The 24,836-nt window shown below is 71.6% G+C and carries 25 protein-coding genes; 19 read left to right on the forward strand and 6 right to left on the reverse strand.

The features are described 5' to 3' along the window. Positions 1-24 precede the first annotated feature (24 nt). The 10 genes from pyrE to ACFYSH_RS26460 all read left to right on the forward strand — a co-directional run bounded on the left by pyrE (position 25) and on the right by ACFYSH_RS26460 (position 10,371). Positions 25-564 carry an orotate phosphoribosyltransferase gene (pyrE, locus tag ACFYSH_RS26415; RefSeq protein WP_359476913.1) on the forward strand — a complete coding sequence of 180 codons (540 nt, stop codon included), beginning with the start codon at positions 25-27 and terminating at the stop codon, positions 562-564. A gap of 166 nt (positions 565-730) precedes the next feature. After that, positions 731-1,762, forward strand: a complete 1,032-nt coding sequence (gene fbaA, locus ACFYSH_RS26420) for a class II fructose-bisphosphate aldolase (RefSeq protein ID WP_359476910.1) — start codon at positions 731-733, stop codon at positions 1,760-1,762. A gap of 210 nt (positions 1,763-1,972) precedes the next feature. Then, complete coding sequence (locus ACFYSH_RS26425) at positions 1,973-3,481, forward strand: DHA2 family efflux MFS transporter permease subunit (RefSeq protein ID WP_359476908.1); 1,509 nt, start codon at positions 1,973-1,975, stop codon at positions 3,479-3,481. 3 nt (positions 3,482-3,484) lie between these two features. After that, entirely contained in the window at positions 3,485-3,898 is a 414-nt protein-coding gene (locus ACFYSH_RS26430; RefSeq protein WP_359476905.1) for a DUF3151 domain-containing protein, read from the forward strand. A 169-nt stretch (positions 3,899-4,067) separates the two neighbouring features. Then, on the forward strand, positions 4,068-4,916 hold the full coding sequence (locus ACFYSH_RS26435; protein ID WP_359476902.1) for a tryptophan 2,3-dioxygenase family protein: 849 nt from the start codon (positions 4,068-4,070) through the stop codon (positions 4,914-4,916). After that, complete coding sequence (gene kynU / locus ACFYSH_RS26440) at positions 4,909-6,105, forward strand: kynureninase (protein WP_359476899.1); 1,197 nt, start codon at positions 4,909-4,911, stop codon at positions 6,103-6,105. Before ACFYSH_RS26435 ends, kynU begins: the two co-directional genes overlap by 8 nt. 115 nt (positions 6,106-6,220) lie before the next feature. Further along, a complete protein-coding gene (locus ACFYSH_RS26445; RefSeq protein WP_359476896.1) occupies positions 6,221-7,096 on the forward strand; it encodes an alpha/beta hydrolase in 876 nt (291 codons plus the stop codon). 75 nt (positions 7,097-7,171) lie between these two features. After that, positions 7,172-8,491, forward strand: coding sequence for a histidine kinase (locus ACFYSH_RS26450; RefSeq protein ID WP_359476893.1), 1,320 nt, complete (start codon positions 7,172-7,174; stop codon positions 8,489-8,491). Continuing rightward, positions 8,488-9,156 (forward strand): response regulator transcription factor, encoded by a 669-nt coding sequence (locus ACFYSH_RS26455; RefSeq protein WP_359476890.1) that lies wholly within the window; start codon positions 8,488-8,490, stop codon positions 9,154-9,156. The genes ACFYSH_RS26450 and ACFYSH_RS26455 overlap by 4 nt, the downstream gene beginning before the upstream one ends. A gap of 9 nt (positions 9,157-9,165) precedes the next feature. After that, a complete protein-coding gene (locus ACFYSH_RS26460) occupies positions 9,166-10,371 on the forward strand; it encodes a cytochrome P450 (RefSeq protein WP_359476887.1) in 1,206 nt (401 codons plus the stop codon). Here the strand turns inward: ACFYSH_RS26460 and ACFYSH_RS26465 are convergent. Then, positions 10,354-10,740 (reverse strand): hypothetical protein, encoded by a 387-nt coding sequence (locus ACFYSH_RS26465; RefSeq protein ID WP_359476884.1) that lies wholly within the window; start codon positions 10,738-10,740, stop codon positions 10,354-10,356. The genes ACFYSH_RS26460 and ACFYSH_RS26465 overlap by 18 nt on opposite strands. A gap of 60 nt (positions 10,741-10,800) precedes the next feature. After that, complete coding sequence (locus ACFYSH_RS26470) at positions 10,801-11,631, reverse strand: diacylglycerol kinase (RefSeq protein ID WP_359476881.1); 831 nt, start codon at positions 11,629-11,631, stop codon at positions 10,801-10,803. Positions 11,632-11,817: 186 nt separating this feature from the next. On the opposite strand from ACFYSH_RS26470, the gene ACFYSH_RS26475 reads away from it, so the two are divergent. Further along, on the forward strand, positions 11,818-13,101 hold the full coding sequence (locus ACFYSH_RS26475; protein ID WP_359476878.1) for an adenylosuccinate synthase: 1,284 nt from the start codon (positions 11,818-11,820) through the stop codon (positions 13,099-13,101). 116 nt (positions 13,102-13,217) lie between these two features. Here the strand turns inward: ACFYSH_RS26475 and ACFYSH_RS26480 are convergent, their stop codons facing one another. Further along, positions 13,218-14,768, reverse strand: a complete 1,551-nt coding sequence (locus tag ACFYSH_RS26480; protein ID WP_359476876.1) for a substrate-binding domain-containing protein — start codon at positions 14,766-14,768, stop codon at positions 13,218-13,220. A gap of 265 nt (positions 14,769-15,033) precedes the next feature. Between ACFYSH_RS26480 and ACFYSH_RS26485 the strand changes: the two genes are divergently transcribed. From ACFYSH_RS26485 to ACFYSH_RS26495, 3 genes are all read left to right on the forward strand, one after another. After that, entirely contained in the window at positions 15,034-15,927 is an 894-nt protein-coding gene (locus tag ACFYSH_RS26485) for a glycoside hydrolase family 19 protein (protein WP_359476873.1), read from the forward strand. 95 nt (positions 15,928-16,022) lie between these two features. Then, on the forward strand, positions 16,023-16,514 hold the full coding sequence (locus tag ACFYSH_RS26490) for a hypothetical protein (RefSeq protein ID WP_359476870.1): 492 nt from the start codon (positions 16,023-16,025) through the stop codon (positions 16,512-16,514). 341 nt (positions 16,515-16,855) lie between these two features. Further along, positions 16,856-18,313 carry a helix-turn-helix domain-containing protein gene (locus ACFYSH_RS26495; protein ID WP_388755978.1) on the forward strand — a complete coding sequence of 486 codons (1,458 nt, stop codon included), beginning with the start codon at positions 16,856-16,858 and terminating at the stop codon, positions 18,311-18,313. An 87-nt stretch (positions 18,314-18,400) separates the two neighbouring features. On the opposite strand, the gene ACFYSH_RS26500 is transcribed toward ACFYSH_RS26495, so the two are convergent. Further along, entirely contained in the window at positions 18,401-18,895 is a 495-nt protein-coding gene (locus ACFYSH_RS26500) for a MarR family winged helix-turn-helix transcriptional regulator (RefSeq protein ID WP_359476867.1), read from the reverse strand. Next, entirely contained in the window at positions 18,892-19,521 is a 630-nt protein-coding gene (locus ACFYSH_RS26505; protein WP_359476864.1) for a DJ-1/PfpI family protein, read from the reverse strand. The genes ACFYSH_RS26500 and ACFYSH_RS26505 overlap by 4 nt, the downstream gene beginning before the upstream one ends. A 175-nt stretch (positions 19,522-19,696) precedes the next feature. On the opposite strand from ACFYSH_RS26505, the gene ACFYSH_RS26510 reads away from it, so the two are divergent. The 3 genes from ACFYSH_RS26510 (at position 19,697) to ACFYSH_RS26520 (ending at position 22,608) form a co-directional block, all read left to right on the forward strand. After that, a complete protein-coding gene (locus tag ACFYSH_RS26510; protein ID WP_359476861.1) occupies positions 19,697-21,070 on the forward strand; it encodes an aspartate aminotransferase family protein in 1,374 nt (457 codons plus the stop codon). Positions 21,071-21,162: 92 nt separating this feature from the next. Then, entirely contained in the window at positions 21,163-21,876 is a 714-nt protein-coding gene (locus ACFYSH_RS26515; RefSeq protein ID WP_388755842.1) for a GntR family transcriptional regulator, read from the forward strand. Between the two features lie 81 nt (positions 21,877-21,957). After that, the gene (locus tag ACFYSH_RS26520; protein ID WP_359476855.1) at positions 21,958-22,608 is read left to right on the forward strand and encodes a hypothetical protein; all 651 of its coding nucleotides are present in this window, start codon (positions 21,958-21,960) and stop codon (positions 22,606-22,608) included. Positions 22,609-22,672: 64 nt separating this feature from the next. Here the strand turns inward: ACFYSH_RS26520 and ACFYSH_RS26525 are convergent, their stop codons facing one another. Continuing rightward, entirely contained in the window at positions 22,673-23,455 is a 783-nt protein-coding gene (locus ACFYSH_RS26525) for an SLATT domain-containing protein (protein ID WP_359476852.1), read from the reverse strand. Positions 23,456-23,813: 358 nt separating this feature from the next. Between ACFYSH_RS26525 and ACFYSH_RS26530 the strand changes: the two genes are divergently transcribed. Both ACFYSH_RS26530 and recR read left to right on the forward strand, forming a co-directional pair. Beyond that, complete coding sequence (locus ACFYSH_RS26530; RefSeq protein ID WP_359476962.1) at positions 23,814-24,152, forward strand: YbaB/EbfC family nucleoid-associated protein; 339 nt, start codon at positions 23,814-23,816, stop codon at positions 24,150-24,152. Between the two features lie 60 nt (positions 24,153-24,212). Further along, positions 24,213-24,812 (forward strand): recombination mediator RecR, encoded by a 600-nt coding sequence (recR, locus tag ACFYSH_RS26535; RefSeq protein ID WP_031090791.1) that lies wholly within the window; start codon positions 24,213-24,215, stop codon positions 24,810-24,812. Positions 24,813-24,836: the final 24 nt, after the last annotated feature.

Below are 24,836 nucleotides of genomic sequence, written 5' to 3' on the forward strand. Positions count from 1 at the left end.
CCGGCAGCCCTTACCCTCGTTGACATGACTGACGTACGCGCTGAGCTGCTCCAGCAGATCAAGGACAAGGCCGTGGTACACGGCAAGGTGACCCTCTCCTCGGGTCTGGAAGCCGACTGGTACATCGACCTGCGCCGGATCACGCTGGACGGCAAGGCCGCGCCTCTGGTCGGCCGGGTGATGCTCGATGCCACCGCCGAGCTGGACTACGACTGTGTCGGCGGCCTGACGCTGGGCGCCGACCCCGTGGCCACCTCGATGCTGCACGCCTCGGCGGCGCGCGGGAAGAGCCTGGACGCGTTCGTCGTCCGCAAGGCGCAGAAGGCCCACGGGATGCAGCGCCGCATCGAGGGCACGGACGTCAAGGGCCGTCGCTGCCTCGTCGTCGAGGACACCTCGACGACCGGTGGCTCGCCGCTGACCGCGGTCGAAGCGGTGCGCGAGGCCGGCGGCGAGGTCGTGGCCGTCGCCGTGATCGTCGAGCGTGGCGCCGCTCCGGCGATCGCCGAGGCCGGTCTCCCGTACGTCCACGTCTACTCGGTGGCGGACCTCGACCTGGCCTGACCTGGGGCTTCCTCGGGGTGCTCCCTGTTTCACGTGAAACAGGGAGCACAACTCGACGGGCAGCGTGGAGCCGAAGCCAGAGTCTGGGAAGATGAGGGCGACGATGACGTCGCCCCCAGGTCAGGGACCAAGCACTGCACACCCGCACATCCCAAGGAGCGGACAGATGCCCATCGCAACCCCCGAGGTCTACGCCGAGATGCTCGACCGGGCGAAGGCAGGCAAGTTCGCCTACCCGGCCATCAATGTGACGTCGACCCAGACCCTGCACGCTGCACTGCGCGGCTTCGCGGAGGCGGAGAGCGACGGCATCGTCCAGATCTCCACCGGTGGCGCCGAATTCCTGGGCGGCCAGTACAACAAGGACATGGTGACGGGCGCCGTGGCCCTGGCCGAGTTCGCGCACATCGTCGCCGCCAAGTACGACATCACGGTCGCGCTGCACACCGACCACTGCCCCAAGGACAAGCTGGACGGCTATGTACGTCCGCTGCTCGACGTCTCCGCGGAGCGCGTCGCCAAGGGTCTGAACCCGCTGTTCCAGTCCCACATGTGGGACGGCTCGGCCGAGACCCTCGCCGACAACCTGGCCATCGGCCAGGAGCTGCTGGCCAAGGCAGCCGCCGCCAAGATCATCCTCGAGGTCGAGATCACCCCGACCGGTGGCGAGGAGGACGGCGTCACGCACGAGATCAACGACGAGCTGTACACGACCGTCGACGACGCGCTGCGTACGGCTGAGGCGCTCGGCCTGGGCGAGAAGGGCCGCTACCTGCTGGCCGCCTCCTTCGGCAACGTCCACGGCGTGTACAAGCCGGGCAACGTCGTCCTGCGTCCGGAGCTCCTCAAGGACCTCCAGCAGGGCGTCGCGGACACGTACGGCAAGCCGGCCGGCAGCCAGCCGTTCGACTTCGTCTTCCACGGCGGGTCGGGCTCGACGGCCGAGGAGATCGCCACCGCGCTGGAGAACGGTGTGGTGAAGATGAACCTCGACACCGACACCCAGTACGCCTTCACCCGTCCGATCGTGGACCACGTGTTCCGCAACTACGACGGCGTGCTGAAGGTTGACGGCGAGGTCGGCAACAAGAAGGTCTACGACCCGCGCAGCTGGGGCAAGTCCGCCGAGGGCGGCATGGCAAAGCGGGTCACGGAGGCCTGTGCCAACCTGCGGTCTTCGGGGACCAAGCTGAAGTAGGCGCCGCGGTACGTGACGGGCGGGCCCGGTCTCCCTTCGGCCCTTCGGGGGCCGGGCCTGTCGCGTGTCCGCTGCGCGGGGCTCGTCCCCTGCCCGTCCCTTCCCGGAACCGGGGCTCTGCCCCGGACCCCGCTCCTCGAGCGCCGGAGGGGCTGGAAGGTAGGGGTTGTGTGAATGGCCGAGTGGGCGGGCAGCGGTGATGCTGCTCGTATGACTGACACGGACGGCGCGGACGGCGCGGACGGCGACGGGATCCGGGTTGCCTCGCCCGTGGGCCGGTGGGTCGTCCTGACCACCGTGCTCGGGTCGAGCATGGCTCTGCTCGACTCCACGGTCATCAATGTGGCCCTGCCCCGCATCGGCCAGGACCTCGGCGCCGATCTGGCCGCCCTGCAGTGGACCGTCAACGCCTACATGCTCACCCTTGCGGGCCTCATCCTGCTCGGTGGTGCGCTCGGGGACCGGTTCGGGCGGCGGCGGGTGTTCGTCGTCGGCGTCGTCTGGTTCGCCGTGGCCTCGCTGCTGTGCGGGATCGCGCCGAGCGCGGAGGTTCTGGTCGTCGCGCGGGCCCTGCAGGGGGTCGGCGGCGCACTGCTCACCCCCGGTTCGCTGGCGATCATCCAGGCGGGCTTCCACCCCGACGACCGGGCCCGTGCCGTGGGGCTCTGGTCCGGGCTCGGCGGGGTGGGGGCGGCCGTCGGGCCGTTCCTCGGGGGGTGGCTGGTGGACGGGCCGGGCTGGCGGTGGGTCTTCCTGCTCAATCTGCCGCTCGCCGCCGTCTGCGTGCCCGTGGCCCTGCGCCACGTCCCGGAGTCGCGGGACCCGGACGCCCACGGACGCTTCGACGTGCTCGGTGCCGCGACGGGCGCGCTCGCGCTCGCCCTGGTCACGTACGCGCTGATCGAGGTGCCGGAGCAGGGCGCGTCCGCCGTGGTCATCGGGGCGGCGGTCGCCGGCGTCGTGCTGGGGGCGGCCTTCGTACGGGTGGAGCGACGCCGGGCCGACCCCATGGTGCCCCCGTCGATCTTCGCCTCCCGGCAGTTCACCGTCGTCAACCTCGTCACCTTCTGTGTGTACGCGGCCCTCGGCGGGTTCTTCTTCCTGTCCGCGATCCAGCTCCAGGTGGTCGCCGGTTACTCGGCACTGGGGGCGGGTACCGCGCTCCTGCCCACGACGGTGCTGATGCTGCTCCTCTCCGCGTCCGCGGGTGAGCTCGGACGGCGCCTCGGGCCACGGGTCCCGCTCACCGTCGGTCCACTGCTGGCGGCCGCCGGAATGCTCCTGATGCTGCGGGTCGGCCCCGGCGCCTCCTACCCGGCGGACGTGCTGCCCGCCGTCCTGGTGCTGGGCCTCGGCATGGTCACACTCGTGGCGCCCCTCACGGCGAGCGTCCTGGCCGCCGTCGACACCGGCCGGGCCGGGCTCGCCAGCGGCATCAACAACGCGGCGGCGCGGGCCGCCGGGCTGCTCGCCGTGGCCGCGCTTCCGCTGCTGGCCGGGATGGGCCCGGAGGCCTACCGTGACGCGGGCGAGTTCGCCTCGACGTTCCGGCGGGCCATGCCCATGTGCGCCGGGCTGCTGGTGACGGGCTCGGCGATCTCCTGGTGGGCCCTGCGGAGAGCCCCGGGGCCCGGACGCGAGCCGCACCCGCAGTGCGCGACGCACTGCGGCGTCACCGCCCCGCCCTTGGAGCCGGAACCCGGACCCAGGCACACTTGAGCCATGTCCATCCACGAGAACCTGCTCGGGGGCCCTCCCCCGACCCATCTGCCCGACGACCCGGAGCCGCGCGAGCTGCTCGCAGGAGGCGCGGCGCCCGCCGACGTCGCGGCCAAGTACCCCAAGTCGTCGCTGGCCTGGGCCCAGCTCGCCGACGAGGCGTACGAGGGCGGCCGGGTCGTCGAGTCGTACGCGTACGCGCGCACCGGCTACCACCGCGGTCTCGACGCGCTGCGCCGAGCGGGCTGGAAGGGCCACGGCCCCGTCCCGTTCGAGCACGAGCCGAACCGCGGCTTCCTGCGGGCCCTGCACGCCCTCGCGCGCGCCGCACAGGCGATCGGGGAGCAGGACGAGTACGAGCGCTGCTCGGTCTTCTTGCGTGACTCCTCGCAGACGGCGGCCGACACCCTGGGCTGAGCCGCCCCGCTGCACCCGGGCCCCACGGACCGCACGGTCCGCGGGGCCCGACGCATGCCGCGCGACGCCGCGGGTGAGGCCGTTAGGATGCCGAGCAGGGGACCGGAGCTCCACCACCTCAGAGGAAGGGGCGGACCGCTACCCGGAAGCTCGTGTCGAGGAGACAGAAATGTCGACGATCCACCCCGACCCCGAAGCCACCGGTGCGGACGACCCGCACCTGGACTTCGCGGGAACGACTCCGTACGAGGACTACGTCCAGGCGGACGTCCTGACCCACCTCCAGCACCTGCGCTCGGACGATCCCGGCGAGATGGTCTTCCTGGTCACCACCCAGGTCATGGAGCTGTGGTTCACGGTCATCGTCCATGAGTGGGAGACGGCGGCGCACGCGCTGCGCGAGGACCGCGTCCCGGTCGCCCGCGACGCCCTGAAGCGCTCGCTGAGGGAGCTGGAGGCGCTGAACGCCTCCTGGAAGCCGCTGGCCGGCCTCACCCCCGCCCAGTTCAACTCCTACCGTGGCTCCCTCGGCGAGGGATCCGGCTTCCAGTCGGCGATGTACCGCCGGATGGAATTCCTGCTGGGCGACAAGTCCGCCTCCATGCTCGTCCCGCACCGGGGCGCGCCCCGCGTCCACGCCGAGCTGGAGAAGGCGCTCCACGAGCCCGGCCTGTACGACGAGGCGCTCGCCCTGCTCGCCCGGCGTGGGTACGCCGTGCCGCAGTCGGTGCTCGGGCGGGACCTGTCGCAGAAGTACGAGCCGTCCGCCGCCGTCGAGGCGGTCTGGGCGGAGATCTACGCCGACCCGGACCAGAACGGGGAGCTCGTACGGCTCGGCGAGGTGCTGACCGATGTCGGTGAGCTGGTGTGGCGATGGCGCAACGACCACCTGACCGCCACCCGGCGGGCGATGGGGTCGAAGACCGGAACCGGCGGATCGGCCGGGGTCGCCTGGCTGGAGAAGCGGGCCACCAAGAGCGTGTTCCCCGAGCTGTGGACGGCACGGAGCCATGTCTGACTTCAAGGAGCGCGCCGAGGCGCTCGACACCGCCGACGAACTGGCCGCCTTGCGCGAGCTGTTCACCCTCGACGACACCGTCTACCTCGACGGGAACTCGCTGGGCGCGCTGCCCCGCCACGTCCCCGCGCGCATGCAGGACGTCATCACGCGTGAGTGGGGCGCGCTGCGCATCCGCTCCTGGGACGAGAGCGGCTGGTGGACCGCGCCCGAGCGGATCGGCGACCGGATCGCCCCGCTGGTCGGAGCGGCCGCCGGGCAGATCGTCGTCGGCGACTCCACCAGCGTGAACGTCTTCAAGGCGGTCGTCGCGGCGACCCGCCTCGCGGGCGACGGGCGCGACGAGATCCTCGTCGACGCCACGACCTTCCCGACGGACGGGTACATCGCCGGGTCGGCGGCCCGTATGACGGGCCATCGCGTCGTCCCGGTCGCCCCGTCCGACGTGCCGGCCGCACTCGGGCCCCGCACGGCGGCCGTCCTCCTGAACCACGTCGACTACCGCTCGGGCAGGCTCCACGACCTGCCGGGTCTCACCGCCGCCGCCCACGAGGCGGGCGCCCTCGCCGTATGGGACCTGTGCCACAGTGCGGGCGCCCTGCCCGTGGGTCTCGACGCGCACGGCGTGGACCTGGCCGTCGGCTGCACGTACAAGTACCTCAACGGCGGCCCTGGTTCGCCGGCCTACCTGTACGTCGCGCAGCGGCATCAGGCGGCCTTCGACTCGCCCCTGCCCGGGTGGACCTCGCACACCGACCCGTTCGCGATGACCCCCGGGTACAGCCCTGCGGATGGTTCCGTGCGGGGCCGGGTCGGCACGCCGGACATCCTGTCCATGCTGGCCCTGGAGGCGGCGCTCGACGTGTGGGACGGCGTGTCGGTGGACGCCGTGCGGGCCAAGTCCCTGGAGCTGACGGACTTCTTCCTGGAGTGCGTCGCCGCCTACGTGCCCGAGGGCCGGGTCGCGTCCGTCACCCCGTCCGCCCACGCGGAGCGCGGCAGTCAGGTCTCGCTGCGGTGCCAGGACGCGGCGGTGACGGAACCGGTGATGCGGGCGCTCATCGAACGCGGCGTGGTCGGCGACCTGCGCCGCCCGGACGTCCTGCGCTTCGGGTTCACCCCGCTGTACGTCGGTTTCGCCGACGCGGAACGGGCGGCGCGGATCCTCGCCGAGGTACTGGCGGACTGAGCGTCAGCCGCCGCACGGGCCCACACTCCGGGCCCGTGCGGCGGCGATCCGTCGTACTGGTACCGTCCCCGCAGGTCAGTCCGGTTGAGCACGGGCCCAGGACGGTTGGAGCAGCATGTCGGATTCTGCCGCGCGTGAACGCGACGCCGCCGAGACCGAGTCGGCGTTCGCACATCCCGTGGTCGCCCCCGACGGGTCCGCGTCCTACGGGAGCCACCCGGACCAGGTGATCGACTTCTTCGCACCGCGGGACGGCCGGACCGGGGTCCCCCTCGTGGTCCTGCTGCACGGCGGGGCCTGGCGGGCGCCTTACGACCGGCAGCACATGTCGCCGTTCGCGGGCTTCCTCACACGCCGCGGTTTCGCCGTGGCCAGCGTCGAGTACCGGCGCGGCGGCGAGGACCCGCAGCAGGGCGCGGCCGGTCCGGTCGCGGGCCGCTGGCCCGAGACCTTCGACGACGTGGCCGCCGCGATGGACGCCCTGCCGGAGCTGGCGGCCCGGGAGCTGCCGGGGGCGGATCTCCGTAAGACCGTGGTCACCGGGCACTCGGCGGGCGGGCAGCTCGCCCTGTGGGCGGCCGCCCGGCATGTGCTCCCGAAGGGTTCGCCGTGGCGGCTGCCCGCCGCGCCGCCGCTGCGCGGGGTCGTCGCTCTGGCGCCCATCGGGGACTTCGCGAGCGCGGTGGAGCTGGATGTCTGCTCGGGCGCGCTGCACCAACTCCTGGGCGGCGAGGACGCCTTCGAGGCGCGGGCCGCACACGTCGATCCGGCCCTGCTGCTGCCGACCGGGATCGCGACGGCAGTCGTCCAGGGGGTGGATGACATCACCGTGCCGCAGGCCGTCACGGAGGCGTTCGTTGACGCCGCCGCCAGAGCGGGGGAGATGGTGGGGCTCACGCTGCTGGACGGGGTCGGGCACTTCCCGCTGATCGATCCGTCGGCGGACGCCTGCGCGGTGGTGGCCGAGGAGATCGCCCAGCTGGCCTGGTAGTACTTACGACGGACGGCGAAGGATCCACATCACTGCTGACGACCGGGGCAGGGGCCGACGCCTACTTTGGGACACGTGACCGAGACCAAGACCCGAAGCCCGGAGTTCCGGCTGGCCGCAGGGGCGATAGACGGCCTGCGGCAGGACCTCTTCCACGATGTGTTCGACTACCGTCCACTGGCGCCGCTGGCCACGGACGGGCCGGTGATCCGGCAGCTCCCGAAGCCGATCCGGGCGCGGGCCGTCTGGTTCCCGCACGCGGTGGTGGCCGCGGTCGCGCTGATGGCCGTGCTGGGAGGCGTCTTCTCGGCGAACACCTACTCCCTGTTCGGGATCGCGACAGTCATCACCGCGTTCCTGCCGGCCGCCGCGTTGCTGATGACACTGCTCCGCCCCGTCCTCGCCTTCTGGGCGTCGATCGCTCTGGTCCCGGTGATGGCCGTCCTGGGCGGCGGGGACTGGCCGTGGGCGCCTCACGCCTTCGTGTGCCACCTGGGCGTCCTCATCGTCGTCGCGGCGCGGACCAGGCCGCGTACGGCGGCCTGGATGTGGGTGATCACCCTGCTCCCCGGCTTCTTCATGGTCGTCCTGGGCCCCCACAACCCCTCCTCGACCAGTGGCGGCATGGCCTTCACGTCGGCGTTCGCCCTGCTCGTCGTGACGGTCGTGCAGACCCGCCGCGAGGCCCAGCGGGAGGTGACCGTGCAGCGCACCGTCACCGCGGTCGAACGCGACCGGCGCACGCTGCTGGAGGAGCGCACCACCATCGCCCGTGAGCTGCACGACGTCGTCGCCCACCACATGTCCGTCGTGGCGATCCAGGCCGAGGCAGCCCCGTACCGGGTGGAGAATCCGCCGCCGGAGCTGGAGCAGGCGTTCGTCACCATCCGGGAGAACGCCGTGGCGGCGCTCACCGAGCTGCGTCGCGTCCTCGGTGTCGTACGGGCGGAGGACTACGAGGCGCCGGACGCCCCGCAGCCCACCCTCGCCGCGCTCGACCGGCTGCTGGACAACGTCCGGGAGACCGGCCTGGAGACGGAGAAGACCGTCACCGGCGCTGTCCGGGAGCTCCCGCAGGGCGTCGAACTCTCGGCGTACAGGATCATCCAGGAAGCGCTGAGCAACACGCTCCGGCACGCACCGGGCGCCGCCGCCAAGGTGGAGATCGGCTATGTGCTCGGCGGGCTCGGGGTGCGGGTCGTCAACGGTCCCGCACGTGGACTGGTCAAGCCGTCACCGGGTGCCGGGCACGGGATCACGGGGATGCGGGAGCGGGTCGCGATGCTGAACGGGGAGATGACCGCGGGGGCCACCGACGACGGCGGGTACGAGGTCTCCGTGTTCCTTCCCGTGCCGATGGTGCGCGACGGCGTGGAGGACGGTGAGGGAGCGTGAACGACACGTCCATCCGGGTGCTGATCGTCGACGACCAGATGATGGTCCGCGAGGGTTTCTCCGTGCTGCTCAACGCGATGCCCGGCATCGAGGTGGTCGGTGAGGCCGTCGACGGACGGCAGGCCGTGTCCCAGGTCGCCGCGCTGCGGCCCGACGTGGTGCTGATGGACATCCGGATGCCGGAGCTCAACGGCATCGAGGCGACCCGGGAGATCGTCGCCGCCGACGCGGACGCCAAGGTGCTCGTCCTGACCACGTTCGATCTCGACGAGTACGTGTACCAGGCCCTGCGGGCCGGCGCCTCGGGCTTCCTGCTGAAGGACGCCTCGGCCCGGCAGCTCGCCGAGGGCGTGCGGGTGGTGGCGTCGGGCGAGGCGCTGCTCGCCCCGACGGTGACCCGCCGGCTGATCACCGAGTTCTCGAAGATCGCCGAGGCGCCACGGCCGCCCGCCATGGCCCGGATCGGCGACCTCACCGAACGGGAGACGGAGGTGCTCGTGCTGATCGCCCAGGGGTTGTCGAACCTGGAGATCGCCTCCCACCTGGTGGTCGCCGAGTCGACGATCAAGACCCACGTCAGCCGCATCCTGGTGAAGCTGGGGCTGCGGGACCGGACGCAGGCGGCCGTGTTCGCGTACGAGGCGAGGCTGGTCACGCCCGGGTAGCGTCGGTTCATGCACGTGTCCTTCGACCCCTGGTCCCCGGCGTTCGTCGCCGACCCGTACCCCGCCTACGCCGCCCTGCGCGCCACCGGCCGGGCGCACTACTTCGAGCCGACGCGGCAGTGGCTGGTGCCGCACTACTCCGATGTGTCCGGGCTGCTGCGCGACCGGCGGCTGGGGCGGACCTATCTGCACCGTTTCAGCCACGACGAGTTCGGTGCCACCGCCCCGCCGGCCGCCCACGAACCGTTCCACACGCTCAACGGGCACGGAATCCTCGATCTGGAGGCCCCCGACCACACCCGGATCCGGCGGCTGGTCGCCCAGGCGTTCACGCCCCGGCGGGTCGAGGCGCTCGCCCCGACCGTGGAGCGGCTGGCCGCCGGGCTCGTCGGCGACTTCGTCGAGGCGGGCGGCGGCGATCTGCTGAGCGCGGTCGCCGAGCCGCTCCCGGTGGCCGTCATCGCCGAGATGCTGGGCGTACCGGAGGCCGACCGGGGGCTGCTGCGGCCGTGGTCGGCGGCGATCTGCGGGATGTTCGAGCTGAACCCGCCGGAGGAGACGGCGCGGGCCGCCGTACAGGCGTCGGTCGAGTTCTCCGGCTACCTGCGCGAACTGATCGGCGCGCGGCGCGCCGACCCGGGGCCCGATCTGATCTCCGGGCTCATCGCGGCGCACGACGACGAGGACCGGCTGACCGAGCAGGAGATCGTCTCCACCTGCGTACTGCTGCTCAACGCCGGACACGAGGCGACCGTCAACGCCACCGTCAACGGCTGGTGGATGCTCTTCCGGCACCCGGAGCAACTGGCGGCCCTGCGCGGCGACCACGGTCTGCTGCCGACCGCGGTGGAGGAACTGCTGCGCTACGACACCCCGGTGCCCATGTTCGCGCGGTGGGTCCTGGACGACATCGAGATCGACGGCACCGTCATCCCGCGCGGTTCACAGGTCGCGCTGCTCTTCGCGTCCGCCAACCGGGACCCGGAGCGCTTCGCCGACGCGGAGACGCTGGACCTGTCCCGGCAGGACAACCCGCACATCTCCTTCGGCGCGGGCATCCACTACTGCCTGGGCGCCCCGCTGGCCCGCCTCGAACTCGCCGCCTCCTTCGGAGCGCTGCTGCGCGAGGCGCCCGGTATGCGGCTGACGGCGGAGCCGGAGTGGAAGCCCGGCTACGTGATCCGAGGGCTGCGGGAGCTACTGGTCGAGATCTGAGGCGAGGGCGCCGGAGAGCCGGATGTGGTCCGGGTGGTGCGGGTTCGCCCAAGTGTGCAGAGCCCAGGCGGACAGCGCGACGAAGCCCGCGGTACACACGGCCGCGACGAGGACGCGGGCCCGCAGGGTTCCGCGCCCGCGCAGCAGACGCAGCGGCAGCAGCCAGGCGAGTGGGGGGATCAGGGCCCCGGCGAGCAGGACGAGGGGCAGTTCCGTCCACAGGACGGAGAGGTCCCTGCTGTGCCCTTCGAATCCCATGCCCATGTTCAGGCCGGTACGCCGTGACGAGGCCCAGACGTACACGGCGACGGCTGCTCCGATCGCCGCCGTCGCGCACCCGCCGTACCCTGCCGCGTCCCGTTGTTCCATGTGCGTCAGGACGTCGGCGGGACCGGGACCGGTTCCCCACGCTGTCCTGAGTGACGGCCATCAGGCCCGCCCAGGCAGCACCAGCCCCCAGGCACCCGCCCGTACCGTCCATGTACGGGTCCTGACGGGGCCCGCGGTCCGTATGTCCGCGCGGTAGCGGAAGTCCGGGCCGGAGACCGTGACAGCCTTGGCCTCCGCCGTGTGCGTCTCTCCGGAGGTCGTGTGGATCACCACGTCGGCCAGACCGCCGTCGCCCTGGGCGGCCACCGAGACGCCGTCGACCGGCCGGTCCAGGTCGTTCAGCAGGACCCCGTCGGCCTCGACCCGCAGCCGGTGGGCGCGGGAAGGGCCCGGCGCGGGCGGGGCGGGGCGGACCAGCGAGGCCACCAGGGAGCGGCAGTGGTCCCAGACTGTGTGGGGCGGGCCCGGTGAGGGCCTGGCCGCCGGGATGCGCAGCTCGCCGAGGACGACTCCGTCACTGTCGTCGACCAGGAGGTCCAGTCGGCGTGTGGCTCCGTCGAGCGCCGTGCGCGCCGCCGCCACCGCGCCCGGGGGCACGCCGAGCGCGTAGCTGAGTTCCAGTGTGCGCGCCGCGCCGACCGGGATCAGGGAGAGCACACAGTCGGAGAGCTCCCGCTCCCGGTGGAGCTGGGACACGGCGCGCAGCAGCGCGTGGTCGTCGCCGACGACGACCGGACGCCTGGAGCCCCGCCGGGACAGTGCCTTGGCGAAGTCGTCCGGACCGTCCGCGAAGCAGATCTTGGCGTGCGCGCCGGCGCTCAGCACGTCCTTCGCGATGCGCACGGACTCGCCGTCGTAGCGGCGGGCAAGGGGGTCGATGAGCACGAGTAGCTGGTGGTCGCCGTCGCCGGGGGGCTCTGCAGCCGACACCTCGGTCCTTCCTCGGGTAGCATCTTGGTGCAAGAGCCCCTTGCGCTATTGCGCCAGGGGCTTCGTCTATTCCGGGGCACCCGGTTCGACGGCTCAGGCTTTGCCGTACATCGTCGTGCGGCAGGTACGACCTTTACGTACGCCCCCTGACCTTGGACATGCCCCGCCCGGAAGGGGTGTACGCCTGTGCCCGCACTTGTGCTGCTCGGTGCTCAGTGGGGTGACGAGGGCAAGGGGAAGGCCACCGACCTCCTCGGTGGATCCGTTGACTATGTGGTGCGTTACCAGGGCGGCAACAATGCCGGCCACACGGTTGTCGTAGGCGACCAGAAGTACGCACTGCATCTCCTCCCCTCCGGAATCCTGTCGCCGGGGTGTACCCCGGTCATCGGTAACGGTGTCGTCGTCGACCCGGCGGTCCTGCTCTCCGAGCTGAGCGGTCTGAACGAGCGAGGCGTCGACACGTCCAAGCTCCTGATCAGCGGCAACGCTCATTTGATCACTCCGTACAACGTCACCGTCGACAAGGTGACGGAACGCTTCCTCGGGAAGCGCAAGATCGGCACCACCGGGCGCGGTATCGGCCCGACCTACGCCGACAAGATCAACCGGGTGGGCATCCGCGTCCAGGACCTCTACGACGAGTCGATCCTGGAGCAGAAGGTCGAGGCGGCGCTGGAGCAGAAGAACCAGCTCCTGGCCAAGGTCTTCAACCGGCGCGCGATCGAGTCCGGCAAGATCGTCGAGGAGATGCTCCAGTACGCGGAGCAGATCAAGCCGTACGTCGCCGACACGACGCTGATCCTGAACGACGCCATCGACGAGGGCAAGGTCGTCCTCTTCGAGGGCGGTCAGGGCACCCTGCTGGACGTCGACCACGGCACGTACCCCTTCGTCACCTCGTCGAATCCGACCGCGGGCGGCGCCTGCACCGGATCTGGTGTGGGACCGACGAAGATCAGCCGGGTCATCGGCATCCTCAAGGCCTACACCACCCGCGTCGGTGCCGGACCCTTCCCGACGGAACTTCTCGACGAGGACGGCGAGGCGCTGCGCCGGATCGGCGGCGAGCGCGGAGTCACCACCGGCCGTGACCGCCGCTGCGGCTGGTTCGACGCCCCGATCGCGCGGTACGCGACCCGGGTCAACGGCCTCACCGACTTCTTCCTCACCAAGCTGGACGTACTGACCGGCTGGGAGCAGATCCCGGTGTGCGTGGCGTACGAGATCGACGGCAAGCGCGTCGAGGAGCTCCCGTACAGCCAGACGGACTTCCACCACGCGAAGCCGGTCTACGAGATGCTGCCGGGCTGGTCCGAGGACATCACGAAGGCCAAGACCTTCGGCGACCTGCCGAAGAACGCGCAGGCGTACGTGAAGGCGCTGGAGGAGATGTCCGGCGCCCCGATCTCCGCGATCGGTGTCGGCCCCGGCCGTACCGAGACGATCGAGATCAACTCCTTCCTGTAGGAGATCTCTCGGCGCGACGGCCGGACCTTCCCCCGTGGAAGGTCCGGCCGTCGCTGGTGCCAGGGGTGGTGCGGGCGCCCGTCAGGGGGACTGCCGCAGGGTGCGGTCCGCGCCCCCTACTGCGGTGGGGCCCAGCCCTCCCCGCAGAGCCGCATCCCCTTCGGCGTCGCGCACGGCAGGTGGCCGTTGGCGCGCATGATCTCCTCGCCGTAGTTGTCCAGGTAGTTCAGGAAGCCGGCCACCAGGGAGTCCGCGGGGGGCGACCCGTAGGTGTACGCGTACTCGATCTCCTGGTACGGGTAGTCGTCGGTGTCGATCGTGTCGACGGACGGGGTGGCGCCGTCGATGGCTATCCGGTGCGCTCCCTCACGCACTTCGCCGTTCCGCAGTTCGGTGTAGCCGATCGCGCCGTCCAGCTCGGCGACCTCGGCCAGGACCTGGTCCGTGCCGTCGAGTTCGCAGCGCAGGACCGGTGCGTCGGCGTAGTCCTTGGTGGAACAGTCACGCGAGGACGTGGCGAGCTCGTTGGCATCGAGGACGCGGCGCTGGAACACCTCGCGGGTTCCGGAGTTGGCGTCCCGGCTGACGAGCCGGATCTCCTGGTCGGGGCCGCCCTCGACCTGGTTCCAGTTGCGTATCTCGCCGCGGTAGATCCGTCTGATCTGGTCGAGGGAGAGGTCGGTGAACGGCACGGTGTCGTTGACGACGAGGGAGAACAGGGAGAGCGCGACCGGCTTCTCGTGCAGATCGGTGAGTGCGGCCGGCCTGCGGCCGTCGGACAGGGCGATCATGGCGGGGGAGCCGGCCGATCCCGCCTTGGCGCCCAGGGCGTCGAGCTTCCGCACCCCGGCGTTGCTGCCATGGGTTTCGACGATGATCTCGGAGCCCTCGCACTCTTCCTCGTACTCGTGCTTCAGCTCGTCCAGGACCGGCCGGAAGGCGGTGGAGCCGGTGACCGTGAGCGTGCCCTTGGCGCAGTCCATCGGGGGCGGGGAGTCGTCCCGTACGACGATGATGCCGGCGAGCGTGACGACGCAGGCGGTGAGGGCGACGGTGATGACCCTGGCCGCCGGGCCGAACAGCGGGGGCTTCTCGTCGGGGCGGGCGGCCTTGTTCCGCGCCACGACACCGTCCCGGATGCCTCCGGTGATCTTGATCGGTCCGCCCACGTGGGACCCGGTGAGCAGGACCAGGAGCTTGAAGTGCTCGTTGCGGTTGAGCGGGACACGCGGCAGCCGGATGATCGAGCCGTCGTGACGCAGCCCGGCCGCCGGGGTGAAGTGGTCCATCAGGTGGTCGGCGTCCGGTGAATGGGTGACGGCGATGCCGCGGACGGTACGGCCCGTGAACTCGGCGGTGAGACCGTTGAGTTCACCGCGCCCGGTGTAGTCCTCGTCACCGATCGACTGCGAGCCGTCGTTCTCGATGCGCAGCAGGACGAGCGTGGCGTCGGCCATGTCCGCGGTCTCGTTGAAGAGCCCGAGCCGCACATTGGCCCGGCCCTGGCTGACTTCGCTGCCTATCGGGGTGTCCATCTGCACGCGGTAACCGATGCGCTTGCGGCGCGGGACGCGGCGTTCGTACCAGAGCACGCCCGCCGAGGTGAGGACGCCCAGGCCGGCGGAGAGGATGGCGATGACGTTCTCGGGGCTGAACAACCACTCCATGGTTCTCGCGCTCCCTCGGGCGTGCGGTGTGCCGGATGGCGTCACCGTACGACCGGGGGGCGAGGGGTAGGAGAGCCTCCGGATTCCTTCCGGTGAAGTTCGTCCGCCGTTCAAGGCCCGTATGAGAAGGCGGAGTTGGGGGAGGGGCGCCGCTGGGTGAGTTCTGGTCTAGACCTTGACAGGTTCAGACCATCGGCGCTTGAGTGGTCGCACCCCCCATGGCGGCGCACGCTCGGCGCGAGCGCCGCGCCGAAGGAGTGATCACGTGGCCAAACGTGTCATCAGTCTGATCGCCGCGCTGGGCGCGGTCATCGCTACGTTCGTCCTTCTCCCCGTCTCCACGGCATCGGCCGCCGCCTGCGCCCCGGCCTGGAGCGCCTCCGCCGTCTACTGGGGCGGCGGCTCCGCCTCGTACAACGGGCACAACTGGTCCGCGAAGTGGTGGACCCAGAACGAGCGGCCCGGCACCGCCGACGTGTGGGCCGACCAGGGCAGCTGTGGCTCCGGCGGCGAGACCGACCCGGGAGATCCGGACCCCTCGGGCTTCGTCGTGAGCGAGTCCCAGTTCAACCAGATGTTCCCGAGCCGGAATTCCTTCTACACCTACAGCGGCCTGACCGCGGCCCTGAGCGCCTACCCCGGATTCGCCGACACCGGCAGCGACACGGTGAAGAAGCGGGAGGCGGCGGCGTTCCTCGCCAACGTCAGTCACGAGACCGGTGGACTGGTGCACATCGTCGAGCAGAACACCGCGAACTACCCGCACTACTGCGACACCGGTCAGCCCTACGGCTGCCCGGCCGGACAGGCGGCCTACTACGGCCGTGGCCCGATCCAGCTCAGCTGGAACTTCAACTACAAGGCCGCCGGTGACGCACTCGGCATCGATCTGCTCGGCAACCCCTGGCAGGTGGAGCAGAACGCGGCCGTGGCCTGGAAGACCGGCCTCTGGTACTGGAACACCCAGTCGGGCCCCGGCACCATGACGCCCCACAACGCCATCGTCAACGGCGCCGGCTTCGGCGAGACCATCCGGTCCATCAACGGCAGCATCGAGTGCAACGGTGGCAACCCCGCCCAGGTCCAGAGCCGCATCGACAAGTACCAGGCGTTCGTCCAGCTCCTCGGCACCACGCCCGGCTCGAACCTGAGCTGCTGAACCCGCCCCACCCGGGGAGAAGGGGGCGCGCCCCGCCACGGCCGGGCGCGCCCCCGATGCGTCGTCCGGCGGGGTCGGTTGGCAGGATCGCCCTCATGAACACGGACAGCGACGGCACCCCGCCCGCCACCACGGAGGACCGCCTCGCCCTGATCGACAGCACCCTCACCCTGCCCTACCCGGCGGAGGAGGAGCGCGACGGCAGCGGTGTGCGCAGCAGCGGCCCCGGACACCACCTGCTGATCCTGCGGGCGAGCCGGGACTTCTGGGACGACCGGTCCCCCGAGACCGTCGAACCTGCCGAGCTGGAGATCGAGACCGAATTCAGCGCCCTGGCCACCGCGTTGAGCGAGCGGTGGGGCGAGCCGGAGACCGTCGACCTCTGGCCGTACCTGGAGCGGGACGAGGAGGGCGCGGGCGTCGCCCCGCAACCGGTGGGGCAGCTCTGCAATCTGGCGGGCAGCATGCAGGTCTGGCGTGTGCCCGGGGGTACGCGGTGGCTCGGTCTCGCGGTGGGGCAGGCCGATCCGGAGTTCCCGATCTGGCTGCTCGCCGCCGTGGGGGAGACGACGACGTTGCCGGGGTGAGTGGTCCTCCGGGCGGGGTCCGTCGCGGCCCTCGAGCCGCGGCCGACGACAGCGACCACCCCCGTGGGCCGCTGCCGCCGCGCCGTGCGGACGTCCCCCGACGTCCTCGGGCCCCGGATCCGGCACGTTGCCACGTCCCCGGCGTCCCCCGGCGTCCCCCGGGCGTCCCGGAACACGCTGGGGACTCTATGGGGACGGGGCGGCGGGCCGGGAGATTCAGTTCGCACGGTGTGGGCTCCGCCGGGTATCACACCGCACAGCCGGACCGGTACTCTGCACTCCGGTTTCGGGGAGGAGCGGGACACGTGCGTGCGCGGGAACGGGCCGACGACGTACTGCTGATGTACCGGCTGGCACGGACCGGCGGTTCGCCGGAGCTGCTGCGCAGGCTGGCCCGCCGGGCGGAGGGCTGGGCCGGGATCCTGGGCGGGGACGGCACGGTGCTCCAGGCCGTGGCCGGGAACGTCCGGTGGCCGGGCCACGAGGCGGCCGGTCTCGCCGCCCGGGCCACGCGGGAGCTGACGGCCCGGGGTGCGGGCGCGTACTCCCTCGACACCGGCGCGTGCGCGGCGCTGCTCCTTCCCCTCGACCGGACCCCCGGGACCGACGGCCCGGTCCTCGCACTCGTCGCGCCCAAGCCGCTGCCCGCGGGACTGACCACCCTGATGGCCGACGCGGTGATGCCGCTGGCCCTGGCCTGGGCGTCGGAGAGCGTCGAACGCAAGCGACGGCGGGTGGACCTCGCGGAGTCCCGGGGGCGCGAGGCCGTGCTGCATCTGCTGATGACGGGCCAGCTCTCCATCGCGCACCAGGTGGCGGGCGCCCTGCGGCCGAAGCTCCCCGACCCCGTACGTGTCTGCGTCGTCGAGTGCGCCGGCGGGCAGCGGGACGAGGTGGCCCGTATCTGTACGCACGCCTCAGGCGGCCGGGCCTGGATCGTGCGCTGCCCGGTGTACGCCCGTCATCTGATCCTGATCGTGCCGGCGGACGAGGAAGCGGAGGCGGAGGGCCCCTCGGACGACCGCACGCTCGGCCTGGCCGTCGCCGGGCTCGTGGACGACTGCGTCGTGGGCGTCAGCGAGGAGGTGCGGCTCCCCGACACGGCCACCGCCTACCAGCAGGCGTTCCACGCCCTCGCCGTCGCCCGTGGTCTCCCGGGACGCCACGCCGGATTCGGAGCCGTCACGGAGCCCGCGCTGCTCGTCGGCGCCGCCGGTGCGCGGTGGGCGGACGCGCTGCTCGCGCCCCTCCTCGCGCATCTCCCGCACCGCTCGCAGGACCCCGGCAGTCAGGAGCTGTCGGCGACCGTCGCGTCCTGGCTGGCGTTCTCCTCCCACGCGACCGAGCACCTGAAGATCCACCGCAACACCCTGGCCGCCCGGCTGAGACTCGTCGGCGAACTGCTCGGACTGGACCTGCACCAGGTCGCGGACCAGGCGGCCGTCGACCTGGCCCTCCGGATCAGGGCCACCCCGATGCCGCACCGCTCCCACTCCGTGGGACCCGCGCCGTCCGAGGGCCTCGACACCGTCCTGCGCGCCTCAGGCGTACAGGACTGGGCCGCCCAGCAGCTCCGGCTCCTCGACCGGGCCGGACCGATGGGCGAGGAGACCCTGCGGACGTGGCTGCGCTGCGAGGCCCGACTGAGCCCGGCCGCCGCCGAACTGGGCATCTCCGTGCCGGGTGCGCGTAAGCGCCTCACCCGGCTCGAGGCCCTGCTGCGCCGTTCGCTGCTCCGGACGCCGAGTGCGCGGTACGACCTGTGGCTGGCCTTCCGGGCGGTGGACCTCGCGGCGTGAGCCGCGTCGGCCTGTCGCTGCTCGGCCCGGGACAGCACGGTGTGGCCTGTCCCGCCCCGCTGGACGGCTGGCGCCGGAAGGCGGTCCTCAGCCCTCGGTGGACTCCGGCGGCTGAACGGCCGGGGACGTCAGGGTGTCCATGGCGGCCGCGAGCCGCTCCAGCACCTGGACGGTCCGTGCGAACTGCTCCTCGCCCAGCTCCTCGGCCAGCCGCGCCGCGAACTCCGCGTGGGCGGGGTCGATCCGGCTCACCGCGGCCCGGCCCTCCACGGTGGGCCGGAGCAGCTTGGCCCGCCGATGTGCCGGGTTCGCGACGTACTCGGCAAGGCCCTGGTCCACCAGCAGATCGGCGATCCTCTGCACGCTCTGCCGGGTGATGCCCATCGCGCGGGCGATCCCCGACACGGGGAGCGGCTCGGTCAGGACCGCGCCGAGGACCTGCCACCGGGCCGCCGTGAGCCCCGCGGGCCCGGCCAGCTCCTCGGCGACGGACAGGAACCGGCCGTTGAGCCGGAACACCCCGAGGGCGGTGCGGCTGAAGCGGTCCTGGTCCTCGTCGTCCGAGGCGTTCGCGGCGCTCATCCTTCGAGCACCTCGTACGCGCTCGGGTCCGAGTCGTGGAAGAGCCGGTACCAGGCGTCCAGTTTTTTCGGCTCGAACACCCCGAGCAGTCCGAAGATCTCGCGCGCGAAGGCGACCGGCTCGGTCGGCCCCGCCGTGACGAGAGCGCCGCACGACGCCCCGCCGGAGGCCGTGTCCCCGCCGGCGTCGGTCACCGCGTCGGCCTCCACGTAGCGCGCGCCGCCTTTGTAACCGGTGGCGGCGAGGTAGAACGACACCGCGCTCGTGTGGGTGCGGTCGTCGAGCAGCCCTTCACGGGCCAGCCCCGCGGTCGCCCCGCAGATGGCGGCGACGGGCACACCCGCCTCCAGGAAGGTCCGCGCCGTACGGGCGAAGGGCGCGAGGACGTCACCGGTGTCCCAGAGGGAGGCGCCGGTGAGGATGAGCAGCTCGCTGTCACCGGGGGTCAGGTCACCGAGCGCGAGATCGGGCTGGACGCGCATCCCGCCCATGGTGGTGACGGGCGCGGTGGTGGGGCCGACGGTGCGCACGGTGTGACCGTGCCGGGCGAGCTGGGCCGTGGCGAAGCCGGGCTCCCAGTCGGCGAAGGTGTCGTAGACGGCCAGGTGAACGGTCGTGCCGGGCATGGCGACCTCCGGTGGTTCCACAGGGACCTTATGACAGAAGGCTGTCATGAGGGCAGCATCCTGTCAATCGGTACGTCCGGTTCCTGACGGGACCCGACATCCTGCCGAGCCGGGCGGCCCACGCCGTACACAGTGGCCATGGAGGACGCCCGGACCCGCCGCATACGCTCGTCGTATGAGCCCCGATGCCCCTCGCCCCCCGTACGTCGACTCCGCGGCGGGTGCGGCCGTGAAGGCCGCCGACCGCGCGCACGTGTTCCACTCATGGTCCGCCCAGGGCCTGATCGACCCGCTCGCCGTCGCCGGCGCCGAGGGGGCGTACTTCTGGGATTACGACGGCAACCGCTATCTGGACTTCACCAGTGGTCTCGTCTTCACCAACATCGGCTACCAGCACCCCACCGTCGTCGCCGCGATCCAGGAACAGGCCGCGAAACTCACCACGTTCGCGCCCGCGTTCGCCATCGAGGCGCGCTCCGAGGCCGCCCGGCTCATCGCCGGGCGCACCCCCGGCGACCTGGACAAGATCTTCTTCACCAACGGTGGTGCCGAGGCCGTCGAGAACGCCGTCCGCATGGCCCGGGTGCACACCGGGCGCCAGAAGGTGCTCTCCGCCTACCGTTCGTACCACGGGGCCACCGCCGCCGCGATCAACCTCACCGGGGACCCCCGCCGCTGGGCCTCCGACACCGGCTCCGCGGGTGTCGTCCGCTTCTGGGCGCCGTTCCTCTACCGCTCGCCCTTCTACGCGGAGACCGAGGCCGAGGAGTGCGCCCGCGCGCTCCAGCACCTCGAGGACACGATCGCCTTCGAGGGTCCGGCGACCGTCGCCGCCGTCGTCCTGGAGACGATCCCCGGCACGGCGGGCATCATGACGCCGCCGCCCGGTTATCTCGCGGGGGTCCGCGAGATCTGCGACCGGCACGGGATCGTGTTCGTGCTGGACGAGGTGATGGCCGGATTCGGTCGCACCGGGGCCTGGTTCGCCGCCGACCACCATGACGTCGTACCGGACCTGATGACGTTCGCGAAGGGCGTCAACTCCGGTTACGTGCCGCTCGGCGGCGTCGCCATCAGCGCCGAGATCGCCGCCACGTTCGAGTCCCGTCCCTACCCCGGCGGACTCACCTACTCCGGTCATCCGCTGGCCTGCGCCGCCGCCGTCGCCACGATCGAGGTCATGGAGGAGGAGAAGACCGTCGAGAGCGCCGCACACCTCGGCGAGCACATCCTCGGCCCCGGCCTGCGCGAGCTCGCCGAGCGCCATCCGTCCGTCGGCGAGGTGCGGGGACTCGGCGCGTTCTGGGCGCTGGAGCTGGTGCGCGACAGGGAGACCCGCGAGCCGCTGGTCCCGTACAACGCGACCGGCGAGGCCAACGCGCCGATGGCGGCCTTCGGCGCGGCCTGCAGGAAGAACGGCCTCTGGCCCTTCATCAACATGAACCGCACCCACGTCGTCCCCGCCTGCAACATCACCGAGGCCGAGGCGAAGGAGGGCCTCGCGGCCCTGGACGCGGCCCTCTCGGTCGCCGACGAACACACCGTGTAGGCGGACCCCGGACACGACGCCCTCCCCCGTGCCCGGAACAGGGCAGATGCCCTGGCTTATGGTGACCGGAGCCGAGAACGGGAGGGGGCGTCATGGGTGTGGGCGCAGGTGTGACCCGCAGTACCCTGCGTCAGCAGATCGCCGACGCGCTGCGTGACGAGGTGCTCGCGGGGCGTCTGCGGCCCCGGGTGGCCTTCACCGTCAAGCAGATCGCCGAGCAGTACGGGGTGTCCGCGACGCCCGTCCGTGAAGCGCTCTTCGACCTTTCCGCGCAGGGGCTCCTCGAATCCGACCAGCACCGCGGCTTCCGGGTCCGCGAGTACACCGTCGCCGACTACCGGTCGATGGTGGAGGCGCGCTCCCTGGTCATCGACGGGGTGTTCCGGAAGGTCTTCGACGGGACCGGTTCGGCGTCCGCCGTGATCGGCGCCCGACAGGCCGCCCTCGTATCCGTACGCCGTCGGGCGGAGGAGGCCGCGCGGGCCGCCCGCAGCGGCGACCTCGACATCCTCATCGGCTACGACCTGAGGTTCTGGCGGGAGCTCGGCGTGGTCATCGGCAACACCTACATCAACGACTTCCTGCAGCGGCTGCGCATGCAGTCCTGGGCGTTCTCCGTCCCGTACCTGCGCGGGGACGCCGATGTGTGCGACTGGCTGTGGAACGGCCACCAGGAGCTGGTCGCGGCGATCACGGCCGCCGACGGACCCGCCGTACGCGCGGTGCTGGACGCCTACTACGCGCACGGGCTGAGCTGGGCGGACCGGCTGGCCGCGGGCGACCCCCCGCACCCGGGCCACGGCTGAGCGCCCGCGCACTGTGCGCGGGGTCCCGGCCGCATTACGCTGTTCCGACCATCGCACGAACCCGTTGGAGAGCGAGCATTCGTGGCCTGTGACCTGTGGCTGGTCCCCCTCGTCGATGTGCTGTGCCACAGCCCCGACAACCCGTTCGCCGAAGAGATCGCCGTCTACGACAAGGCGTTGACCGAGGCGGGCCTGCCGCCCGTGCCCGTCTACGCCTACATGCCGGGACTCACCGGGGACGTCGCCCCGGTGGCCGGCTTCGACTACGACGCCCTGCACTTCCTGCGCCGCGCCTACCTGCTCCAGCTGAGCGGTCTCGCCGTCACGCCCGTCGACGAACTGGGCGGGGACTACGAGCAGTTGCTGGAGATGTTCGAGCAGAGCGCGCAGGAGTCGCACCTGGTCTGGCACTACGACCACGCCGGAGCGTACGTCCCGGTGGACTTCGCCCGTCCGCTCTCCGGCGACCAGCTCCTGGAAGGCAGCGGCCCGCTGGGTTCCTCCCACGGCCTGTTGCGGGAGCTGGAGCTCGTCGCGCCGTCCCTCGGCATCGACCCGGCCAACCCGCCTGCCGCCCCTCTCCCGCCCGCCGGCCCGACCTCGCTGGAGGAACCGGCCGCCCCCGTCCCGTACGACGGGAGTCCCTTCTCCCGGGAGCGGCACGTCTGGCTCGGCCTGCACGCGGCGGCCACCCGCAGCCTCGCGCAGGGATCGATGATCATCTTCAGCTGATCCCGTACCGCTCCCGACGGCCGTCCCGCTCCTTCGGCGGGGCGGCCACCGGCTTCCGGCGGCTTCAGCGGGGTGCGTCCGGCGGGCGCTGGCGCGGCATGTTCGGCCGGACCGCCGCGGGCATCGTGAACCGGCCGGGTGACGGCTCGGGCCGGCCACCGGGTCCGCCCGACAGCAGTGACTGCATCCCCATGGGCGCCGGCCCGGCCCGGAACTCCACCATCCAGTCCGCCGTCTCCGTGCGGACGAGTTCGGTGACGTCCTCCGAGAACCGGCGCAGGACACCCAGGCACCGCTCCGCGGCCTCGCTGGCGGTCCCCTCCGTGGGCCCGAGCACCTCCCGGACGCACTCGGAGGACCAGTCGAACTGCAGCACCTGCAGGCGCCGCTGCACGGCCTGAGCCGTCGCGAGATTCCTTATCCAGCCGGAGGTCAGGCCGAAGTACCGGTCGCACGCCATGCACGCGGCGCCCAGCAGCAGCGACAGATAGCCCCAGCCGGCCGCCCCGTGCAGCTGCCCGGTCAGATCGAGCAGCGGGAGGGCCGCGCCCGCGACCGCCCCTGCCGCCGTGCCGAGCCGGAGCAGTCTGGCCGTGCGCCGCTTACGGACCCGGTCACGCAGATACCAGTCGGCGGTCTCCATGGCGCCGGCCTCGACCCAGCGGTAGAGCTCGTCGAGCCGCTCGGCCGGGTCGCCCCAGTCGCCGAGGGGGAAGGCGCGGCCGGTCAGGTCCCGAGGGCTCGATCCGTAGCGCGAACCGGACCGTTCGGTTCCGGTGCCTGCACCGGATCCCGCGCCGGACTCCTTGCGGGGCGGCCCTTCGGGCTGCATCTCCGGCTGACTCACCGGGGCACTCCTCTGCACTCTGCGTTCGGCGTATCGACGCGGATCGGCATGGTTTCGGTCACTGCGGGGGCGGGTACCGGCAAGTGTCCGGAGCCCCCGCTGGTGTAACTCTGCGTTACCCTCCCGGTGTGCTGGGGTACGGATACGCATGCCCTTCCTACCGCCGAATGGTGGGCCGCGGGGTCGGAATCGCGGTATCCCCGGGTGTGGACGGCCTCTGGTCAGGTATAGGAGCGCGGCAGGCACTTCTCAGAACTCACCCGAAAGAGTTGGTCCCCTGCGGGTGGGGCATGGCGTCCGGTGAACACGTAGGCTCGGCGTACCGAAACAATTCGTCGTCGAAATGCCAGGAGTGACCGTGATTCCCGGTGGTGGCCAGCCCAACATGCAGCAGCTGCTCCAGCAAGCCCAGAAGATGCAGCAGGATCTTGCCGTGGCCCAGGAGGAGCTGGCCAGGACCGAGGTCGAGGGACAGGCGGGCGGTGGCCTCGTGAAGGCCACCGTGACCGGGTCCGGAGAGCTCCGTGGCCTGGTGATCGACCCCGGCGCGGTGGACCCGGAGGACACCGAGACGCTCGCCGACCTGGTGGTCGCCGCGGTCCAGGCGGCGAACGAGAACGCACAGCAGCTCCAGCAGCAGAAGCTGGGCCCGCTCGCCCAGGGGCTGGGCGGCGGCATGCCGGGTCTCCCGTTCTGACCCCTGTAGCTACTCAGGCGTACCGGATACGGTGCGGGCAGGAAAAGGAAAGGCGTTCCGTTGTACGAAGGCGTGGTTCAGGAGCTGATCGACGAGCTGGGCAGGTTGCCGGGCGTCGGTCCCAAGAGCGCGCAGCGGATCGCCTTCCACATCCTGCAGGCCGAGCCCACCGACGTACGCCGGCTGGCCCACGCCCTGCTCGAGGTCAAGGACAAGGTCCGCTTCTGCGAGATCTGCGGGAACGTCGCGCAGCAGGAGCAGTGCGGCATCTGCCGGGACGCGCGCCGTGACCGGACGGTCATCTGTGTGGTCGAGGAGCCCAAGGACGTCGTGGCGATCGAGCGGACCCGTGAGTTCCGGGGCCGCTACCACGTGCTCGGCGGCGCGATCAGCCCGATCGAGGGCGTCGGCCCCGACGACCTGCGCATCAGGGAGCTGCTGGCCAGGCTCGCTGACGGCTCCATCACGGAGCTGATCCTGGCGACGGACCCCAACCTCGAGGGCGAGGCCACCGCGACGTACCTCGCCCGCATGGTCAAGCCGATGGGCCTGCGCGTCACGCGGCTGGCCAGCGGACTGCCCGTGGGCGGCGATCTGGAGTACGCGGACGAGGTCACGCTCGGCCGCGCCTTCGAGGGGAGGCGGCTGCTCGATGTGTGACCTGGAGCCTGACTGCGGCTTTAT

Source organism: Streptomyces sp. NPDC005791 (genome assembly GCF_042871485.1).
Lineage (GTDB): Bacteria > Actinomycetota > Actinomycetes > Streptomycetales > Streptomycetaceae > Streptomyces.